Here is a 17,918-nt window from a genome sequence, read left to right on the forward strand (position 1 = left end):
CAACTTGTTTGCGATCTTCCTACTTTTACCTCAGCATAATTTCATAATAAAGGCTTTTAAGTTATGTTGCTGAATGCAGTGCGATCGCTGATTTTGCAGCAACTGTCTTGAAAGTTAAGCGATCGCCAACAGAAACGCAAGTCTGACGAAAGCTGCCGAAGATGTGAGTTAAAATGCTGATATCTTTAATAACTACTCACGCAGACAGCCCCGGAAAAAGCGATCGCTATGCTTCAGTATCCCCATCTCGAACAAGCGCTAAAATATCACTTCGGTTACGACCAATTCCGCCCCGGACAACGGCAAATTATCGAAGATGCGCTGCAAAATCGAGATTTAATGGTTGTGATGCCGACTGGTGGGGGAAAATCTTTGTGTTTTCAGCTACCAGCGTTGTTAAAAAATGGACTAACTGTGGTAGTGTCGCCGTTAATTGCTTTGATGCAAGACCAAGTAGAAGCACTGCGAAATAATAATATTAACGCGACATTTCTCAATAGCAGTTTGAATGCTTATCAAGTGCGATCGCGCGAAGAAGCAATCCTCAGTGGTAAAGTCAAATTACTCTACGTCGCCCCGGAACGTCTCCTCAGTGAAAGGTTTCTACCATTTATTGATTTAGTTAAAGAAAAAATCGGTATTTCTAGCTTTGCTATTGATGAAGCGCATTGTGTTTCGGAATGGGGACACGATTTTCGTCCAGAATATCGCCAGTTAAAATCTCTGCGGAAACGCTATCCTGATGTGCCTACCGTCGCTCTCACCGCCACAGCAACCGATCGCGTCCGTAGTGATATCATTCAACAATTAGGGCTAAAGCAACCAAGCATCCATCTTGCCAGTTTTAATCGTGAAAATCTTTATTACGATGTTCGTCCTAAAACTAAATATGCTTACGCTGAATTATTAGAACTAATTCGAGAAACTGAAGGTTCGACAATTATTTATTCTTTAACTCGTAAAAAAGTCGATGAACTCACTTTTAAACTACAAAATGATAAGATTGGTGTTCTGCCTTATCACGCCGGATTAACTGATGAGGAACGTAGTAGTAATCAAACGCGATTTATTCGAGATGATGTCCGAGTGATGGTGGCAACCGTCGCCTTTGGTATGGGAATTAATAAACCCGATGTGCGGCTGGTAGTTCATTTTGATATGCCCAGAAATATCGAAAGTTATTATCAAGAATCGGGTAGAGCCGGGAGAGACGGAGAACCATCTCGGTGTACAATATTTTTCAGTTTTGGTGATGTTAAAACAATTGAATGGAGCATCGATCAAAAAACTGACCCTCAAGAACAGTTGATTGCTAAACAACAATTGCGGCAGATGATCGATTACGCTGAAGGCACTGATTGTCGGCGAACGATTCAACTGGGTTATTTTGGCGAAAGGTTTCCTGGGAATTGCGGTAACTGTGACAATTGTCGTCATCCCAAACCCATGCAAGACTGGACAGTTGAAGCTATGAAGTTTTTATCTTGTGTGGCGCGTTGCAAAGAAAGATTTGGGATGCTACACATAATTGATGTGTTGCGGGGAGCAAAAAAAGACAAAATTATCCAGTACGAACACGATAAACTTTCTACTTATGGTATTGGTAAAGATAGAACTCTAGATGAATGGCGAATGTTGGGGCGATCGCTGTTACATCAAGGGTTAATAGAACAGACTAGCGATGGTTACTCAGTTTTAAAACTAAATGCCTTAAGTTGGCAAGTAATGCGAAAACAACGTACAGTTTCGCTAGCTGTAACCACAGTCCAAAAAATTACCTGGGAACAGGGGAGTGAAAAAGCAGAAGAAGCAGAAGTATTATTACAGAAGTTGCGATCGCTACGCAAACAATTAGCTGATGAGCAATCTGTACCACCTTACGTCATCTTCCACGATTCCACTTTAAAATTGATGGTACAGGTGCAACCCCAAAACTTAGGTGAATTTGCCAAACTTTCTGGTGTAGGTAGTCATAAACTCGCTCAATATGGCGAAAAGTTTATTACAGAAATTTGTGCCTACCGTCAAGAAAAAGGTTTACAAAATAAATCGGCTAAGAATAATTATCTATCCTCTCCCAACTCATCTTCTTACACTGAATTACAGACATTACAATTACATCAACAAGGTTTAAATATCGCTCAAATTGCCCAAAAACGCAACCTTAGTCCGGCAACAGTTAGCAATCATCTAGAAAAACTAATTGGTTTAAATCAGCCAGTTGATTTAAATCGATTAATACCTCTAGAACATCAACAAAAAATTTGGCAAGTTTTAGAAGTACTCGGTGATATTTCCCTCACTCCCATCAAAGAACAGCTAGGTGAAAGCTACACCTTTGATGAAATTCGCTTAGTACGGAGTAAATGGCGGCGGGAAAATCGTAAGTGATAATTTCAGAAAAATGCAAAATTCAGAATCAATTAGTATGAATCCTGAATTCTACTTTTTAAAATGTAAAAGCAAGATTAAAGGAGTTAGCGGATGAGTCAGATGCTTAATACAGGAGTACGTTGGACAACTCAGGATGTGGAACTCTTCCCAGAAAATGAAGGCACACGCTACGAGATAGTTGATGGGGAATTATTTATGACTAGGGCACCTCACTTTAAACATCAGCAAACTTGTGGCAAGATTTTTCGACAACTTGATGTTTGGTCGGAGTCTACTGGTTTAGGAGAAGCTGTAATCAACCCTGGCGTTTTGTTTTCAGAATCAGATAATGTGATTCCTGATGTAGTTTGGGCTACTAAAGAAACCTTGACGCTAACATTGGATGAAGCGGGACATTTAACTGGCGCACCAGATTTAGTAGTCGAAGTATTGTCTGCTAGCAAGGAAGACCTAAGACGAGATAAGGAAGCTAAACTTAAACTTTATTCTTCCAGAGGAGTAAAAGAATATTGGATAGCTGATTGGCGATCGCGTAAACTAGAGGTCTATCGACGCGAACAAAGTCAACTTAACTTGGTAGCAACCTTATTTAGTAATGATAATATAATTTCTCCGCTATTACCTGGTTTTAGCTGTACCGTAGACCAGTTTTTTCCTGTATAAATTTTAGGTTGAATGGAAAAACCAATACCAACTAACACATTAACTAAAGTCCAGGTACTGATTATGGCGATCGCAGCTGGTGTCTGTGTTGCTAACATTTATTATAATCAGCCAATCCTCAAAGATATTGCATCTTCTTTTGGAGTCAGTGAAGGCGAAGCGGGTAGCATATCCGTGCTTTCCCAAGTTGGTTACGGTTTTGGGCTTTTCTTTTTAATCCCCTTGGGCGATAAAATCAACAAGAAAAAATTAATTCTTTCCTTACTGGGATGTTTGTTTTGTTTGTTGATACTCATGACATTTTCACAAAACATCATCGAAGTTTGGATCTTAAGCGTAGCAATTGGAATTACGACAGTCTCAGCTCAGGTTATTCTTCCCTTAGCAGCAAGTATAGATAGAGTAACTACAGGCAAAACTGTAGGCAACATTTTTACTGGTATATTAATTGGAGTTTTAGGAGCAAGAGTTTTTAGTGGATATATTACTCAATGGTTGAGTTGGCGTTATGTGTATGGATTTTCCGCAGTAATGGTTTTGATTGTTACTGTCTTACTAAGTATATATTTACCTAATATCAAAAATGAATTTAACGGTTATTACTTGGAATTATTAAGCTCAACAATTCAACAATTTAAACGTTTTTCTTTGTTAAGAGAAGCGTCTTTAATTGGCGGGTTATTGTTTGGTGTATTTTGCTCATTTTGGACGACACTAACTTTTCATTTAAGCGGAGCGCCTTTTAATTTTCAATCTGACACAATTGGGATGTATGGCTTTGTGGCGATCGCAGGTGCATTGATGGCACCAGTTTTTGGTAAACTAGCCGATCGAGGTAACTCGCAACGTTCCCTAACTATTGCTGTATCGTTGGTGATTGCAAGTTTAGTAATTGCTAAAATTGCAGCTAATTCTGCACTGGCGATCGCTGTTGCTGTATTGTTACTAGATATAGGTGTACAGGCAATTCAAGTCACCAATGTAGCGAGGATATACACTCTTGATGCTCAATCGAATAGCCGCATCAACACAGTTTACATTACTATCTATTTTATCGGTGGTGCTGTAGGTACTAGCATTGGTCTACTATGCTGGAATCTTGGTGGCTGGAATTTGGTAACTTGGCAAATGTTAGTTTTTACTTTGCTTGGATTCTTTATTATCGTCAGACCTAAAACGACTACAGCAAAAATAGGTAAAGAATAACACAAAGTAATTAATTTAAGTATAGAGATACAGAGAAGCTAACTTAACTATATTTCAGAAGACGTAAGCCCTCTAAGCGGAGAGCTTCCGGGTATAAAGCTTTGTAAATATTGCAATTTGGAGATTGAATATCATAACGCCCTGTAGCCTTAAACGTAGCCAGAGAGCAACCACCCGTACACCAGTATTTCCATTCACATGTACGACAGCCTTCTTTTTCATCAACGGATAAATTCTGAATACCTGCTTTATCTTGTCGCACAACACTTAAAGGATCTTCACTGTCAATCGAGGATACAGTTTTATGTAGCTGCATCTGACATTTAGCAATTTTCCCTTGATAATCAAATACCAGATAACTTTGCCCAACTCCACAAGTTCGTTTATGAGGAGATGCTAAATTAGCACGGTCAACTAATGAACCTAATAAGCTTCGATTAGGTAATTTCAATTCAATAACTTTGAATGCTGCCAACATTCCCTGAATCATTCTAGATTCTTCTAATTGCAAGTCTTCGTAAGAAGCTGACAGTTCATTCTCACGATAAAAATTTAAACTAAAGGGCAAATTATGCTCTAATATCCATTCAATTAAATCGGGTAATCCTTCTGCATTGCGCCCGCTAATAGTGATAGAAATATCGGGTATAATTCCATTTTTTAATGCAGTTTTTATCCCCCGTTTAACATCTTTAAATGAACCCTTTCCGCCTGCGTAAGTTCGTTGGATATTGTGGAAATCTGATAACCCATCTAGTGAAATCATCAGACGCAGATTTAATGTTTTAAGCATCTCAATAATCTCAGGCGTAATCAATGTTCCATTACTGAGAACAACTCCATCTAATAGAATGCCTCTTTCTTTACTAACAGATTGAGCATACAAATGCAGTTCTTTAATTAAAGGAGAGCATAGTAAGGCTTCTCCTCCGGCATACTTTAGTTTGACGCGGCGGTAATTATTTAAGCTAGCAGAGCAAAATGTAGATTCAATAGCTGCTCTACCTATATCTATTGACATATCCCTTGCTAAATGAGGAAGGTAGCAGTAGTCACATCTTAAGTTACAGCGATCGGTGATATGTAACCATGCTGATAAAGTTTCTGGTATTTCATTTAGGTTAAATGAGCTATTAGTTTTAGGAACAATTAAACGGGCTTGATATAGTTCTTGAATAGCTGCATGTAAATCTATTTGATTAATATGAAAATTATCTATTATGATATCATTTAATTTCTGAGGCTTTGTAAATATATTTAGTATATATAACGCGGATTTATTTAGAACTGCTACTTTATGATTAGTCCCATAGCAAATAGAGTAAGTATCATCTAAATTCATTATTTGCGACTGGGGAGATATCACAAATTCTGTTTCAAATATCCCTAGAGATAATGATATATCTGAGCTTAATTCTGCTAAAGGGGATAAGTCACAGGCACAGTCCCCTCCATCGCAATCGCATTGTCCAGTTGGTATGCAGGTAGAATTGAGAGAAACTAAAATTTTAGGCCGATCAATTTTTTTACTACGCATGAGAAGATGGCTGTTTTGTTGCACGGATTCTAGTCAGGAACATTTGTTGATCGCACCATTCTTTGAGAGCTTTATTATCTTGCCACTGATTTTTAAGTTGCTGGATTAGGGTTTTAGAAAGTTCTATAGGCAACCGTTCAATTTTCTTTTGCAGCAGATTTAACTCATGTTTAATTGAATACGGCCCAAAACCTCCATCCTGGAAGATTTGGGGTATGCCTTGAGCATATTTTGCAAAGGCAAGATCGTAGTTCGCTTGTTGAAAGGCCACATCACCTTCTATCCGTAATATTCGACCAAAGTAGAGTTGATAGGTATTTTGATATGACTGGAAGCGATCGCTAAGTTCTCGTGCATAATCGGAAATATGCTTGTATGCTTTTGCATAATAATCAAACTCTGCTTTCCCTACCAGGCTATCGATGGCATATCGCGTGTCATTGTATTCTAGACTAGTCTGGTAAGAGCGATCGTTTAGTTTGAGAGCTTGTTCTTGTAGCGTGCGATCGCACTTTTGAAACCCAAGAAGCCAATAGACACTGGCAGTTTGGTGCAAAATTCCAGGTAATTCCTCTTCAATTCCGTATTTTTCTGCCAGTTTCAGGCTCTTTTCTAAAGCATCTTGAGCAAGACTTAGCACATTTAGATCCCACTTTACTTGTGTGACATCCCAAACGGCTTCATTTGCTATCTCGGCACTAAACCACTGATTTAAGCCTAACTGAAAGTATGCCCTACACAATATTCGGTTATCATTTTCCTCATTATCGCAACGGCTTAACGCTCCTTCAAGTAGCTGTTTAGCTTTAACATAGTTACCCTCATTTACCGAAATAGTAGCAGAGGCAATTTCGGCATTAGCTATTTCGCGTTCAGTCTCAATGCTCGACCACATATCAATAGCAGCTTTAAAACACTGTTCAGACTTGATATCATTTTTTTGTAGTCCATATAAATATCCCAAGTTATTCTGAATACTAGCCATAACTTGAGTTAAGCCTTTGTTCGGAGTGTCAACTTCCATAGCAGCATCCCAGCCTAGTTTATAATATCTTTCAGCATCGTTAAAATTGTTGAGTTGTCGATAAAGATAACCAAGTAGGTTAGCTACAGGCGGAATAGCTGATGATAGCTTCTTGGCTTGAACTAGAGATAAACACTTTTGCTGATATTGTAAAGCTTCGTCATAAAGATGTAACTTGGCATTCAGCATTCCTAAAACATTGCAAAGGTCTGCTTGATGAGAAGAATCAGAAGATTTTTCAGCTAGCATTACCTCTAACTTTCTCACCTCACTTTCTGTTGTACTTTTGTCTTTCAGCGCATGAACCAGCTTGGCTTCAAAAATAATCAATTTAAATCTCTGATCGGGGTTTAGCTCATTTTCAAACTGTTTAACAACCGCTAATAGTTGATTAACAAAACTAAATTTTTTAGATTGAGTGCGGATCGTATTAGTAACTTCATGCCAAGTGTCAAAGCCTGTTGTCGGATCGGCATATAAAGCATTCCATAGCCATCGTGTAGTATTGAATTCCCGCAGCTGTTTCAGTTCTTCAATCAGAAACTGGATATTAGCTACTTGATGACAATCATCAGAGTAAAGTTGAACCTCCAATATTCTTTTTTGTGGCCCTAGCTGATAATCTTTCTGCTCAAAATATTTGGCAGCAATGCGACTGTCTCGTTTTCTCCATTCAAAATCAGGGTCAATATCTGCCCACACATATTTATCAACCAAGTCGCGCACAATATCATGCAATGATATTTGATTACCATTCATTACGGGTTTAATAAAAAAGTAGCTCTGGGCATCAATAAATAATCTTTGAGCATCTTCTATCGACAGTTCTAATAAATTAGCAATGTCACAACTATCTAATGGATAAATACGTGAAAGCAACAAGGTTAGCCTATCCATTGATGTACGAAGCTGTGTAAGATGTCGAACCATCTCAGCTTCAAATCCACCCATTTTTTCTAACCTGGCTGGAATAGTTTGTATATTTTCACTCTCCAACCAATCGGGAATAACTTCTCGATAAGCATACTCTACTCCAAATTCAATCATGATGGGGCTACCACCAGAAAGAAGAATGATTTTTTGAACTAATTCTTTCCCAAGACTAAAGTGAAGTTGATCTTCCTTAGAAAGAATGTATGTTTGCACATCTTCACGAGTAAATTCCTTTAACTCCAAATAAGTTAATTCTTCTTTTTTTAATGACTTTTCCAAAATTTGACGAGCAATGCTAGGGCGGCCTGCTAAAATAAATACGGCATTATCTAGTTGCTGGCATAGATTACTAATATATTCCCAAACTTCGACTCTTACCTCTGGTTGTCCTAACTTCTCAACTGTATCAATTAGAAATACTAGCCTCTGTTCTTTGGATTTCCGATTAATCTCATCGACTAGAAACTTTTCAAGTTGTCTGCGTTCTTCTTGGTATGCAGTTTGACTGAGGTGGTTTTCATCTTCTCGTAGTTGTCGTAACCGGAGCAGCCATTGTTGATATGTAGTGTCATACAATTGCTTGGCGATTTGAGTGCATAAATCTTCTGCATCATTAAAAATAGGAGTATCGCAATCAATAATTTTACCTGTCCCAAATTGAACTTTCTTTAGGCGGGTTTGTAATTCCCGAAGTAACCAAGTTTTTCCAATCCCGCCTCTACCCTCCACCAAAATAACATGGAGTGTATTAGTTTCTTGAACCACAGAAATAATTCTATTTAGATGTTCTTCACGACCAACAAACTCTAATTTATCTATTTCAGACATAATATTATGACTCCTATTTGATTTATGTAAAAACTCCCAATTCCCTAATTAGTTATTTTGAATAGCTTCATCAAGCTTATGAATTAAATATCTATAGGGTACATCATTATATTCGTCGTTGTGGAGGTAGTAATTTACAAGAAACTGAAATTCCCAGTCATGCTCTACTTCAGATTTAAGCGTAGATAGAAATTCATGGGTTTGTTCTCGGTCTGTATTACGGAATATTCCAATAGTTTCTTCAACAGTTTCATCAAAGAAAGTTCGGCGAAGTTCTTGTCGATATGCAAGACTATCAGCACCATAATTTATAAATCCAGCGTGTTGCTGAAGACTTTGAAAAAAATACTGCATTGACCAAGTTCCTGCCACAGCAGAATCATTTTTGGATTTAAGCTCGTGAACATATTCCCAGCAAATTTGAGCCGCTTCGCTACACAGCTTTTGAAAGCTATCAGGCGAACTTTCTCGAAGAAGACCAATAACTAGCAGCCGCCGGGTCATGCCATCTTTTATAATCGTTTTGTCCCGAGTAAAAATAGATGTCTTTGTCAGTTCAGCATTTAATTTAAAACTATCCTCGCTGAAAGGTAACTGAAATCTTCTAATAGCTTCCTTTAATATCCAATGACCATTTAAGATGGGGAAAATACTTAATTTTTCAATAGATTCATAAAGATGATTATTTTCTTTAGTCAAGCTTTCTTTAATTTGATCTCTGCAATGTCTGAGGGTTCTTTCCCATAATTTGCTGCCGTAGCTCTTTAAAAATAAATTAACTGTATAACCACCACCACGATAAACTTTGAGTGCTTCGGCAATCCCTCCTGGATGTCCACCAGTTAAATATAGCAAATGTCCTGCAAGTAGTGACAAACTTTCCGAAGTCATCTCAATTGGCTTAAGATATTTTGTTGCTGTATCCTGAATTACTTCCCAATTAAAAGGAGAGAGGATGAGTTTAGGAAAAATTCTATCTGAGGGGAGATCGGTAAGACAGCGAGCTGCAATTACAACTCGAAGGCTCTTAGAATTATCTTTAAAAAATTGTAATTCTTTCAAACATTTTTCAATTCTCCACCCCAATTCTTTAAGCTGATCAAAAATTTCGTTCAAACGTTGTTTTTGTGGGGCATTTCCATCAATATCGATTAGCAATACAATACCTTTTTGTCCCTGTGATTGCCATTTAGCCCAATTTCTATGTAATAGTAAACCTAAGCGTTCTCCCCAAGGTAGATCGTGTCCTTCTTCGATCTGAAGATTGAGAGAACTAGCTAATTCCTTTTCTAAGTCTTCAATATTTTGATCGCCAGACATGGAAGCATAAGCGCAACACCATTGTAATTCTTGAAAGCGCTTCTGTATCTGTTTGAGAAATTCTGTTTTTCCGTAACCTTTAGGAGCCGTTATCAGACGATAAGTAGGAGAATTATTTGCTGTAATTTCAGTAATTGCAGCATCTCGATTAGTGAATGGAATTTTATCAGGATCAACTTGTTCTAAAGATTCTTGATTTAGCTGGCTTAATTCTGAATCAGCTTTTTTTATTTCTTCAAATTTATTATCCAGTTGCCTTTGTAATTTGTTTTTATCTACATCATTAACTGTCCATCCTATTTGGTCGCTGATACTTTCAATGTCACTTTTTAAACGGACTATTAGCTGCTCAAGATATTTTTTTCGTAAATCTGAGGAATTTTTCATTGCATTTAAATGGCATTAAGTTCGCTTTCTACTCGACCGAGTTCTTGAAGTATGGTGTTGATTTGCCGTTGAATGATATTGCGATCGCTCGCAGCGAGTGTATAGTTAAGTTGGTTGTAAGCTGCTTCATAGTCACTGCTTAGAGCCTCAAAGCGTTGTTGCAAAGTTTTGATTTTGAGTTGTTGTACCCGGCTGGGGCTATTCTGAGTATGTGCATTTGATGAAATCGGTAAGCTTATTTCATCCCATGCTTTGCTCAATACATCCGCCGGAATCATGAAAGCAGTCTTGATACCTTCTCGCTGTTTCTCCGCCGCCACAGCCATACCAACCACTCCTGCAAGGGTTTCATCCCATATAGGCGCACCGCTAAAGCCTGGTTCTACCCTGTAGCCAGTTACCTTACTATCTTCTAGTTGCACCCATCCCTTTCCTTGCTCGTCTCGCAGCACCCCTGTAGACCAAACGCCATCATTGTGTCCGTAAGGAAAACCGAATATGCGGAAAGGATGCTCCCAGACGTTACTAGCTGATATGAGCTTAATAGGTTGTGCTTCATGAGGCAACTCTCCTTCGATTTGCAACCCAGCAATATCTTCAGGTTCGGAGGTTGATACTTTATTGACAACAGGTTGCCAAAAAACAACTTTAGCTTTTAGCTTTTGGCCCGATACAATTAGGGGAAAATCTAAGTAAATATCATCACTAGGAGCTTCAACTATATCCTCTGGTAAAGATAGAGCCGAGGTAACAACATGAGCGCATGTCAGGATATAATTTCGAGTTCGCCCAGGGACTAAAAAACCTACACCAACTACCGCACCATTCGGATGAAAAATCCGAGCGATCGCTGACCTAAAAGCGGGAATATAATTATCTACAATCGATGCCATCTGTTACTATGCCTTGTTTTGCTTCCATTTCAAGGTAATTTCGTAGTTAGCTTCACCACTTACAGAAGTAAAAATTGCACCCGCAGCAGCATTTAACTTAATACCAAACTTAACTTCTACCTCATCGGCAGGTGTATTAAGCTGACTTAGTTTGATGATAATTGCTGAAGCTACAGGTTGTATTTGATCTAATACTTCATCAAATTTCTTTTTAGCTTCAACTACCATTTGTCCAGCATCCGGTCTAGCAACACGGACAAGAGAATTGCTATTTTCTGGCTCATCAACTTCAGCTAAAAACTTTGTCCCATCTTCTAGAGAAAACTCTACGATCTGTTTACGATTCATGGTGAAACCTGTGATTTTCAATGAATAGTTCAATGTGTAGATAATCAAGATAGATTGCAGAAAAATTTGTACATAATCTTGTTTACCTCTAAATATCTAGGTGGAAATATAAAGTTTGTAGTTAGGACTATAGTCCTGATAAATGCTATGAGCGATGAATCGCTCACTACGAACAATGCTTGCTGTAAACTTTTTCTGGGTCAACCCTAGAAGTTTGTGAAGTTTCTTAATAAACTGACCAACTTTGGGCTGTTTGGGCATTAAAGCTGTTTGGCTCTCATGTAATAGATTTAACAATTAATATATTAATTGTTATATTAGTTATATCTGTAGTCGGACTTCAATTAGTAATTATACTGAGTTAGACCCTGGCAAGGAAACAAAGATGTAGTGGAACCATCAGAATTTCATAAACAAGATCCCCGACTTCTTAAAGAAGTCGGGGATCTGCGGGTTGCAGTGGAAGTATGTACGTACTGTTCAACAAAGTTATGTAGAAATGATAAACACTTACAGCATAATAGTTTCAGCGATTATAGGGGAATGAAGTTAGCGTAGCTCATCGTAGACATCGCTTGACTAAGCTTGACTAAGTAGATGCCTAAACTATGATTTGGAATGCAAAAATATAGGTGTCGGAAAAAAATAAATTTTTCCAATTTGGCAAATAGTCCATCAATTCGGAGAACAATTAGAACAAAAATCAGGACTGAATTTGCAGTATTGACTAGCTGTCAACGAGTAAGCTGTACAATAAGGAAAACTCGTCAATTCAACTTTGGCTGTTTGTAATTTTGAACCATTCCGCGACACTTCATTAAGTTTAGTTTTATCGGCTAGAAGAATAGCTACAAGCTTAGGAAACGCCATGCACGCTGCTGCGTTGATGATCGTTAGCAGTATAGCGTCTATAAAATTCATAGGTAATCATCTCCTGTTAAATATAGGCGTAGGCGTAGCCCGTCGTAGGCATCGCTGTTTTCAGGTGCAAGCATAATATTATGTGTAGAATTGACCTTTAGTCCATCTATTGCTTGCACTCTATGTAAACTAACTTTAACATAAATTTTTGTGAATATAAAGGTGGAATTTCTGGAATTATTATACACAGAAGAGAATGTGGATAATAATGACGGTTATTGTAGCGGAATAACAAAATAAGCTGTAAAAACAATTAGTTTCAGATATTTAGGTAAGGTGTGATGTCAAAAACCCAAACCGCGTCTTCTTTTTTATCTAACATCAGTGAGCAAGAACGTGAGGGCTTAAAGCGGTTGGTAGATTACACAAATGTGGAATCGCTACCAGAAGTTTGGCCTTTAGCGGCTCAACGATTTGGTGATATTGTTGCCCTCCGTAGCCCTCATAGTAAACCAGAAGCTGTGATTACTTATACACACTTAGCGGAACAAATGCAATTATTTGCTGCTGGTTTACAGGCGTTGGGAGTGAAAGTAGGCGATCGCATTTCCTTAATTTCTGACAACAGTCCTCGGTGGTTTATTGCCGATCAAGGCATAATGACTGCTGGAGCAGTTGATGCGGTGCGTAGCTCCCAAGCGGACAAAGAAGAACTGTTGTTTATCATCGCTAATAGCGGCAGTACGGCAATAGTAGTTGAGGATTTAAAGACACTTAAAAAACTGCAAGATCGCATCAAAGATTTATCAATTCAGTTTGCGATCTCACTTTCAGATGAAGCACCAGCGACAGACGAAACCCTAAAGGTGTTGAACTTTGCCCAGTTGATTCAAGTTGGTAAAAATCATAATTTTGTACCAGTTAAACAAAATCGTGACGCTTTAGCAACCCTAATTTACACCTCTGGCACCACAGGTAAACCTAAGGGTGTAATGCTGTCTTATAAAAACTTGATGCACCAAGTAATCACCTTTGGCACAGTATTGCAACCCAATGTCGGCGATATCGTTCTCAGTATTCTACCTTCCTGGCATAGTTACGAGCGAACTGTTGAATATTACCTACTATCTCAAGGTTGCACGCAAGTTTATAGTAACTTGCGCTCTGTCAAAGGAGATTTGAGACAGTTTAAACCAAACTACATGGTGGGTGTACCCCGTTTGTGGGAATCGATTTATGAAGGAGTGCAAAAACAGTTCCGCGAACAACCAGCGAATAAACAACGCCTAGTTAACTTTTTATTGGGCATTAGCGATAAATATATCAAAGCCCAGCGAACTGCTCAGGGATTGGATTTAAATAATCTTCATGCCTCAGCCGTGGAACGATTAGCAGCTAAGATCCAAGCAGCTGCTTTATTACCCCTCCACACCTTGGGAGAACGGCTAGTTTATGCCAAAGTGCGAGAAGCCACAGGCGGACAAGTCAAGCAGATGATTAGCGGTGGTGGTGCGCTTCCTAGACACATCGATAACTTCTTTGAAATTATTGGCGTGCAAATTTTGCAAGGCTATGGTTTGACAGAAACTTCTCCCGTTACCCATGTGCGTCGTCCTTGGCGAAATTTAATTGGCGCATCAGGGCTACCACTCCCCGCCACAGAAGCTAAGATTGTAGATCCTGAAACAAAAGTGCCTCTACCAGTAGAAAAGCGAGGCTTAGTATTGTTGAGGGGCCCACAAATTATGCAAGGCTATTACCAAAATCCCGAAGCCACAGCGAAAGCTATTGATGCGGAAGGTTGGTTTGATAGCGGCGATTTGGGTTGGCTGACACCACAAGAAGATTTGGTGCTAACTGGCAGAGCAAAGGATACGATTGTATTGACTAACGGCGAAAACATCGAGCCACAGCCGATTGAAGATGCTTGTTTGCGATCGCCATACATCGATCAAATTATGCTTGTCGGTCAAGATCAGCGCAGCCTGGGAGCCTTAATTGTCCCCAACGTCGAAGCCATAGAAAAATGGGCGCAGAACGATCCGGCGGCTTCTTCACCTAGTCAAAAAATTGACTGGGAGAGTAGAATGATCCAGGATTTATTTCGGCAAGAATTGAATCGAGAAGTGCAAAATCGTCCAGGCTATCGACCGGATGACCGCATTGGGACATTCAAACTCATTCTAGAACCGTTTTCCATCGAAAATGGTTTGATGACACAAACACTAAAAGTTCGCCGACATGTCGTCACAGAACGCTATCGCGATATTATTGACGGCATGTTTGCCTGATAATTCCACCTCCCAACTGTAAAGAGTGAACGTGAAATATTTATGGATGTCTCCAAATCTAATTTGCTTCTGAAACGCGTCGTTAACGTCAAAGTTATTGTGACTCCCCTGTGGAAAGAGGAAGTACAACAGCAGTTGCAAACCCAGATAAATCAACTCGATCAGCAACTGCAACAGTTAGACGTAGAAGGACAAAGAGCGATCGCAGCAATTCAAAAGCAGAGTCTGCAACCACCCGGCCCCCAGACCCTCCAACAAATTGACAATATTCAACTCCAAGTCAATCAAAAGAAAAGTGAATTTCTAGAGCAAAAAAATCAGTTGCTGCAAAACCTCCAGCAAGTGCAGTTTCTCCAGCAAGATCAAGAAGTCAACCAATTCCAAATGGAAGGCTTTTTCCGAGTAGAAATCGGTGATAACCTGATTAGCAAAATGCAAGTCGAAATCGTTCTGCGCGACGGCGTTGTAGAAGAAATTCGCGGCGACATTTGAATTTGTCATTAGTCCATTGTCATTAGTCATTTGTTTTGTGACTAATGACCAATTACTAATGACAGATGTGATTTAACTTTGTGTGAGAGCGGCTCCCAGCCAAACATTCAACCTGGGAGCCAGCCCAAACTATTTGCCACACTGGAGGAGAGCTAATAAATAGCGATCGCCCAAAGGTAGTCATCTCAACTCGATATTGAATACCAACCGAATCATTACCCCGCTTGATTTGCGTAATCGTCACTAAAGCTTGATTTCGTTGCGGATAAGCTACTTCTACCTTTCGCGTTCCTCCCACTGTTGCTATGTTGTCAAAGGCATTCAGGGCAAGAGTTGCAGGATCGCTACCTTGGAGAGATGAGTTGATATTTTCTAAAGGTATAGTTTTATAATCAAAACGATCTGAGTATGCCACAACCTCTTGAGACTGATGTATTGCTCCCATCTGCTGGGTTTGCCCATAACTGCTAGTCTCAACAATCTGTGCAGATTGCTGGTGTTGGGTAATATATACTCCAGCGCCAGCAGTGGCAAAGATACCCAATATCACAATCAAAAAGAATTTCAGCTTTGCTGACATAAAAGTAAACAGGAATTTCAAATAGGTTTATTACCAATTTTGAATTCTAGATTGAACTGCATCCCATATCCTCTACCTGAAAGAAGCTCTTGTATCTTAAACATTGGGTATGAGGAATATAAAAAATGGCAATCCCATTTAATGACTAAAAACGAGATCGAAATACTGCCTAACCATTGAGGATAGTTCTGTATTATAGACCTCTAAGTTATATTTAGGTTCCTGGGGTTAGGAGTGGGGAGATGAGGGAGCAAGGGGAGAAAGATTAACAATTCAAAATTCAAAATTCAAAATTCAAACATTTTAGACAATTTCAGACGGGGATTTAAACCCCGACTGAAACTGGGGCTACCTGTAAAGGTAGGGGTCTTAAACCCTTTTATTCACGATAAATAACTAATGCCCCATGCCCAATGCCCCATGCCCAATGCCCCATGCCCAATGCCCAATGCCTAATGCCCAATGCCCAATTCCCAACCTAAAATATAAAATCTCCAGTCCAAAACTCTCGCTCCAAGATACAATTCGATCTGACAAAACCTGTTAAAGTCCATAAACCATTGATTTCCAAACCACCCTATGAGCATTCACGAAGTATTTATGCCGGCTCTGAGTTCTACCATGACGGAAGGCAAAATCGTCTCCTGGGTGAAATCGCCAGGGGACAAGGTGGAAAAAGGCGAAACAGTGGTGGTTGTAGAGTCAGATAAGGCCGATATGGATGTAGAAACCTTTTATGAAGGATTTCTTGCCCATATCATAGTTGAAGCTGGTGAAACTGCTCCGGTAGGATCTGCGATCGCTTTCATCGCCGAAACTGAAGCTGAAATTGAACAGGCAAAATCTCTTGCCAATTCCGGCGGCGCTGCTGCTACTACTACCTCTTCCCTTGAACCAGTCCCCGCCACAGCACCAGTTGCAACACCTGCCTTAACGTCTCAAAACGGCTCTAACCACAAAGAAGGAAGGCTTGTAGTTTCACCCCGCGCCCGCAAGTTAGCCAAAGAACTGAAAGTTGATTTAACTACACTCCAAGGCAGTGGCCCCCACGGTCGCATTGTTGCCGAAGATGTAGAAGCATTGTCCAATAAGGGCAAACAACCCGCTCCTGCTCCAGTTGCCCCACCAGCACCTGTACCAACCAGCGCCCCAGTTGCCCCCCCAGCGCCTCGGACACCAGCACCCGCAACCGTAGTAGCGGCTGTTCCTGGTCAAATTGTCCCTCTAACTACCTTCCAAAATGCCGTAGTGCGGAATATGGTAGCCACCATATCCGTGCCCGTCTTCCGTGTCGGTTATACAATTACCACTGATGGGTTAGACAAACTTTATAAACAAATTAAATCCAAAGGCGTGACAATGACAGCGCTACTGGCGAAAGCTGTGGCAGTAACGTTGCAAAAACACCCATTGTTAAATGCTAGTTACTCAGACCAAGGTATTGTTTATCATTCTGATATCAACATTTCCGTAGCAGTAGCGATGGATGATGGCGGATTAATTACACCTGTGCTGCAAAATGCAGACGCAGTAGATATTTATTCTCTATCGCGTAATTGGAAGTCTTTGGTAGAACGTGCCAGGGCAAAACAACTACAGCCCCAAGAATACAACAGTGGTACTTTTACCCTGTCTAATTTGGGAATGTTTGGCGTAGACAAATTTGATGCGATTTTACCGCCTGGACAAGGTTCAATTTTAGCGATCGGGGCATCCCGTCCGCAAGTAGTAGCAACACCCGACGGTTTATTTGGTGTACGGCAACAAATGCAAGTCAATATTACTTCCGACCATCGAATTATTTACGGTGCCCATGCTGCGGCATTCTTGCAAGATTTAGCGAAATTGATTGAGACAAATCCTCAATCTTTAACAATGTAATTTTGAAAAGACACCAAATTTAAATGTTAGCGCTATCAGCGAACAGTAGTTTTTCGTAGAGTAGCGCTAACAATAAATAATACTTACACTTAAATTTTTGATGGACAAACTATAAGAATTTTGGACTGCTATATATTCCTTGCTCGCTTTATGGGTTGTACTCACACCAAAACCGATGTTTAAATCCAAGCCAATCGCCAGTTTGAGTATAACCGAGATCGTATGCATATCCACTCTCCCAAAAAACTGATGGTATAACGTCTACAACCTTCAAGTGTCT

At 39.7% G+C, this 17,918-nt stretch carries 15 protein-coding genes; 7 read left to right on the top strand and 8 right to left on the bottom strand.

Translation table 11 applies throughout. From position 1 onward, the window contains the following. Nucleotides 1-228 precede the first annotated feature (228 nt). The 3 genes from recQ to V7K38_RS17720 all read left to right on the top strand — a co-directional run bounded on the left by recQ (nucleotide 229) and on the right by V7K38_RS17720 (nucleotide 4,263). The gene (gene recQ, locus V7K38_RS17710; RefSeq protein WP_334859703.1) at nucleotides 229-2,391 is read left to right on the top strand and encodes a DNA helicase RecQ; all 2,163 of its coding nucleotides are present in this window, start codon (nucleotides 229-231) and stop codon (nucleotides 2,389-2,391) included. A 93-nt stretch (nucleotides 2,392-2,484) separates the two neighbouring features. Then, a complete protein-coding gene (locus tag V7K38_RS17715) occupies nucleotides 2,485-3,057 on the top strand; it encodes a Uma2 family endonuclease (protein WP_334859705.1) in 573 nt (190 codons plus the stop codon). A 12-nt stretch (nucleotides 3,058-3,069) separates the two neighbouring features. Continuing rightward, on the top strand, nucleotides 3,070-4,263 hold the full coding sequence (locus tag V7K38_RS17720; RefSeq protein ID WP_334859706.1) for an MFS transporter: 1,194 nt from the start codon (nucleotides 3,070-3,072) through the stop codon (nucleotides 4,261-4,263). Nucleotides 4,264-4,306: 43 nt separating this feature from the next. Here V7K38_RS17720 and V7K38_RS17725 read toward each other — a convergent pair whose 3' ends face one another. The 6 genes from V7K38_RS17725 to V7K38_RS17750 form a co-directional block, all read right to left on the bottom strand. Continuing rightward, nucleotides 4,307-5,824 carry a radical SAM/SPASM domain-containing protein gene (locus V7K38_RS17725; RefSeq protein ID WP_334859707.1) on the bottom strand — a complete coding sequence of 506 codons (1,518 nt, stop codon included), beginning with the start codon at nucleotides 5,822-5,824 and terminating at the stop codon, nucleotides 4,307-4,309. Continuing rightward, nucleotides 5,793-8,585, bottom strand: coding sequence for a tetratricopeptide repeat protein (locus tag V7K38_RS17730; RefSeq protein ID WP_334859708.1), 2,793 nt, complete (start codon nucleotides 8,583-8,585; stop codon nucleotides 5,793-5,795). The genes V7K38_RS17725 and V7K38_RS17730 overlap by 32 nt, the downstream gene beginning before the upstream one ends. Before the next feature lie 48 nt (nucleotides 8,586-8,633). Further along, on the bottom strand, nucleotides 8,634-10,292 hold the full coding sequence (locus V7K38_RS17735; RefSeq protein ID WP_334859709.1) for a hypothetical protein: 1,659 nt from the start codon (nucleotides 10,290-10,292) through the stop codon (nucleotides 8,634-8,636). A gap of 5 nt (nucleotides 10,293-10,297) precedes the next feature. After that, a complete protein-coding gene (locus tag V7K38_RS17740) occupies nucleotides 10,298-11,185 on the bottom strand; it encodes a trypsin-like peptidase domain-containing protein (protein WP_334859710.1) in 888 nt (295 codons plus the stop codon). A 6-nt stretch (nucleotides 11,186-11,191) separates the two neighbouring features. Continuing rightward, nucleotides 11,192-11,533: a CU044_2847 family protein gene (locus V7K38_RS17745; protein ID WP_334859711.1), complete on the bottom strand. Its 342-nt coding sequence runs from the start codon at nucleotides 11,531-11,533 to the stop codon at nucleotides 11,192-11,194. Nucleotides 11,534-11,629: 96 nt separating this feature from the next. Then, nucleotides 11,630-11,794, bottom strand: a complete 165-nt coding sequence (locus V7K38_RS17750) for a hypothetical protein (protein WP_334859712.1) — start codon at nucleotides 11,792-11,794, stop codon at nucleotides 11,630-11,632. Nucleotides 11,795-12,311: 517 nt separating this feature from the next. On the opposite strand from V7K38_RS17750, the gene V7K38_RS17755 reads away from it, so the two are divergent. The 3 genes from V7K38_RS17755 (at nucleotide 12,312) to V7K38_RS17765 (ending at nucleotide 15,177) form a co-directional block, all read left to right on the top strand. Beyond that, nucleotides 12,312-12,530 carry a hypothetical protein gene (locus V7K38_RS17755; RefSeq protein ID WP_334859713.1) on the top strand — a complete coding sequence of 73 codons (219 nt, stop codon included), beginning with the start codon at nucleotides 12,312-12,314 and terminating at the stop codon, nucleotides 12,528-12,530. A 205-nt stretch (nucleotides 12,531-12,735) separates the two neighbouring features. After that, nucleotides 12,736-14,685 (top strand): AMP-dependent synthetase/ligase, encoded by a 1,950-nt coding sequence (locus V7K38_RS17760; protein ID WP_334859714.1) that lies wholly within the window; start codon nucleotides 12,736-12,738, stop codon nucleotides 14,683-14,685. A gap of 42 nt (nucleotides 14,686-14,727) precedes the next feature. Continuing rightward, nucleotides 14,728-15,177, top strand: a complete 450-nt coding sequence (locus tag V7K38_RS17765) for a YlqD family protein (protein ID WP_012412623.1) — start codon at nucleotides 14,728-14,730, stop codon at nucleotides 15,175-15,177. Between the two features lie 55 nt (nucleotides 15,178-15,232). Here the strand turns inward: V7K38_RS17765 and V7K38_RS17770 are convergent, their stop codons facing one another. Both V7K38_RS17770 and V7K38_RS17775 read right to left on the bottom strand, forming a co-directional pair. Beyond that, a complete protein-coding gene (locus V7K38_RS17770) occupies nucleotides 15,233-15,757 on the bottom strand; it encodes a hypothetical protein (protein ID WP_334859715.1) in 525 nt (174 codons plus the stop codon). Between the two features lie 396 nt (nucleotides 15,758-16,153). Next, nucleotides 16,154-16,294 (bottom strand): hypothetical protein, encoded by a 141-nt coding sequence (locus V7K38_RS17775; protein ID WP_334859716.1) that lies wholly within the window; start codon nucleotides 16,292-16,294, stop codon nucleotides 16,154-16,156. 42 nt (nucleotides 16,295-16,336) lie between these two features. Between V7K38_RS17775 and V7K38_RS17780 the strand changes: the two genes are divergently transcribed. After that, complete coding sequence (locus V7K38_RS17780; protein ID WP_334859717.1) at nucleotides 16,337-17,638, top strand: dihydrolipoamide acetyltransferase family protein; 1,302 nt, start codon at nucleotides 16,337-16,339, stop codon at nucleotides 17,636-17,638. The last annotated feature ends 280 nt before the right edge of the window (nucleotides 17,639-17,918 follow it).

The organism is Nostoc sp., from assembly GCF_036917465.1.
Classification (GTDB): domain Bacteria; phylum Cyanobacteriota; class Cyanobacteriia; order Cyanobacteriales; family Nostocaceae; genus Nostoc.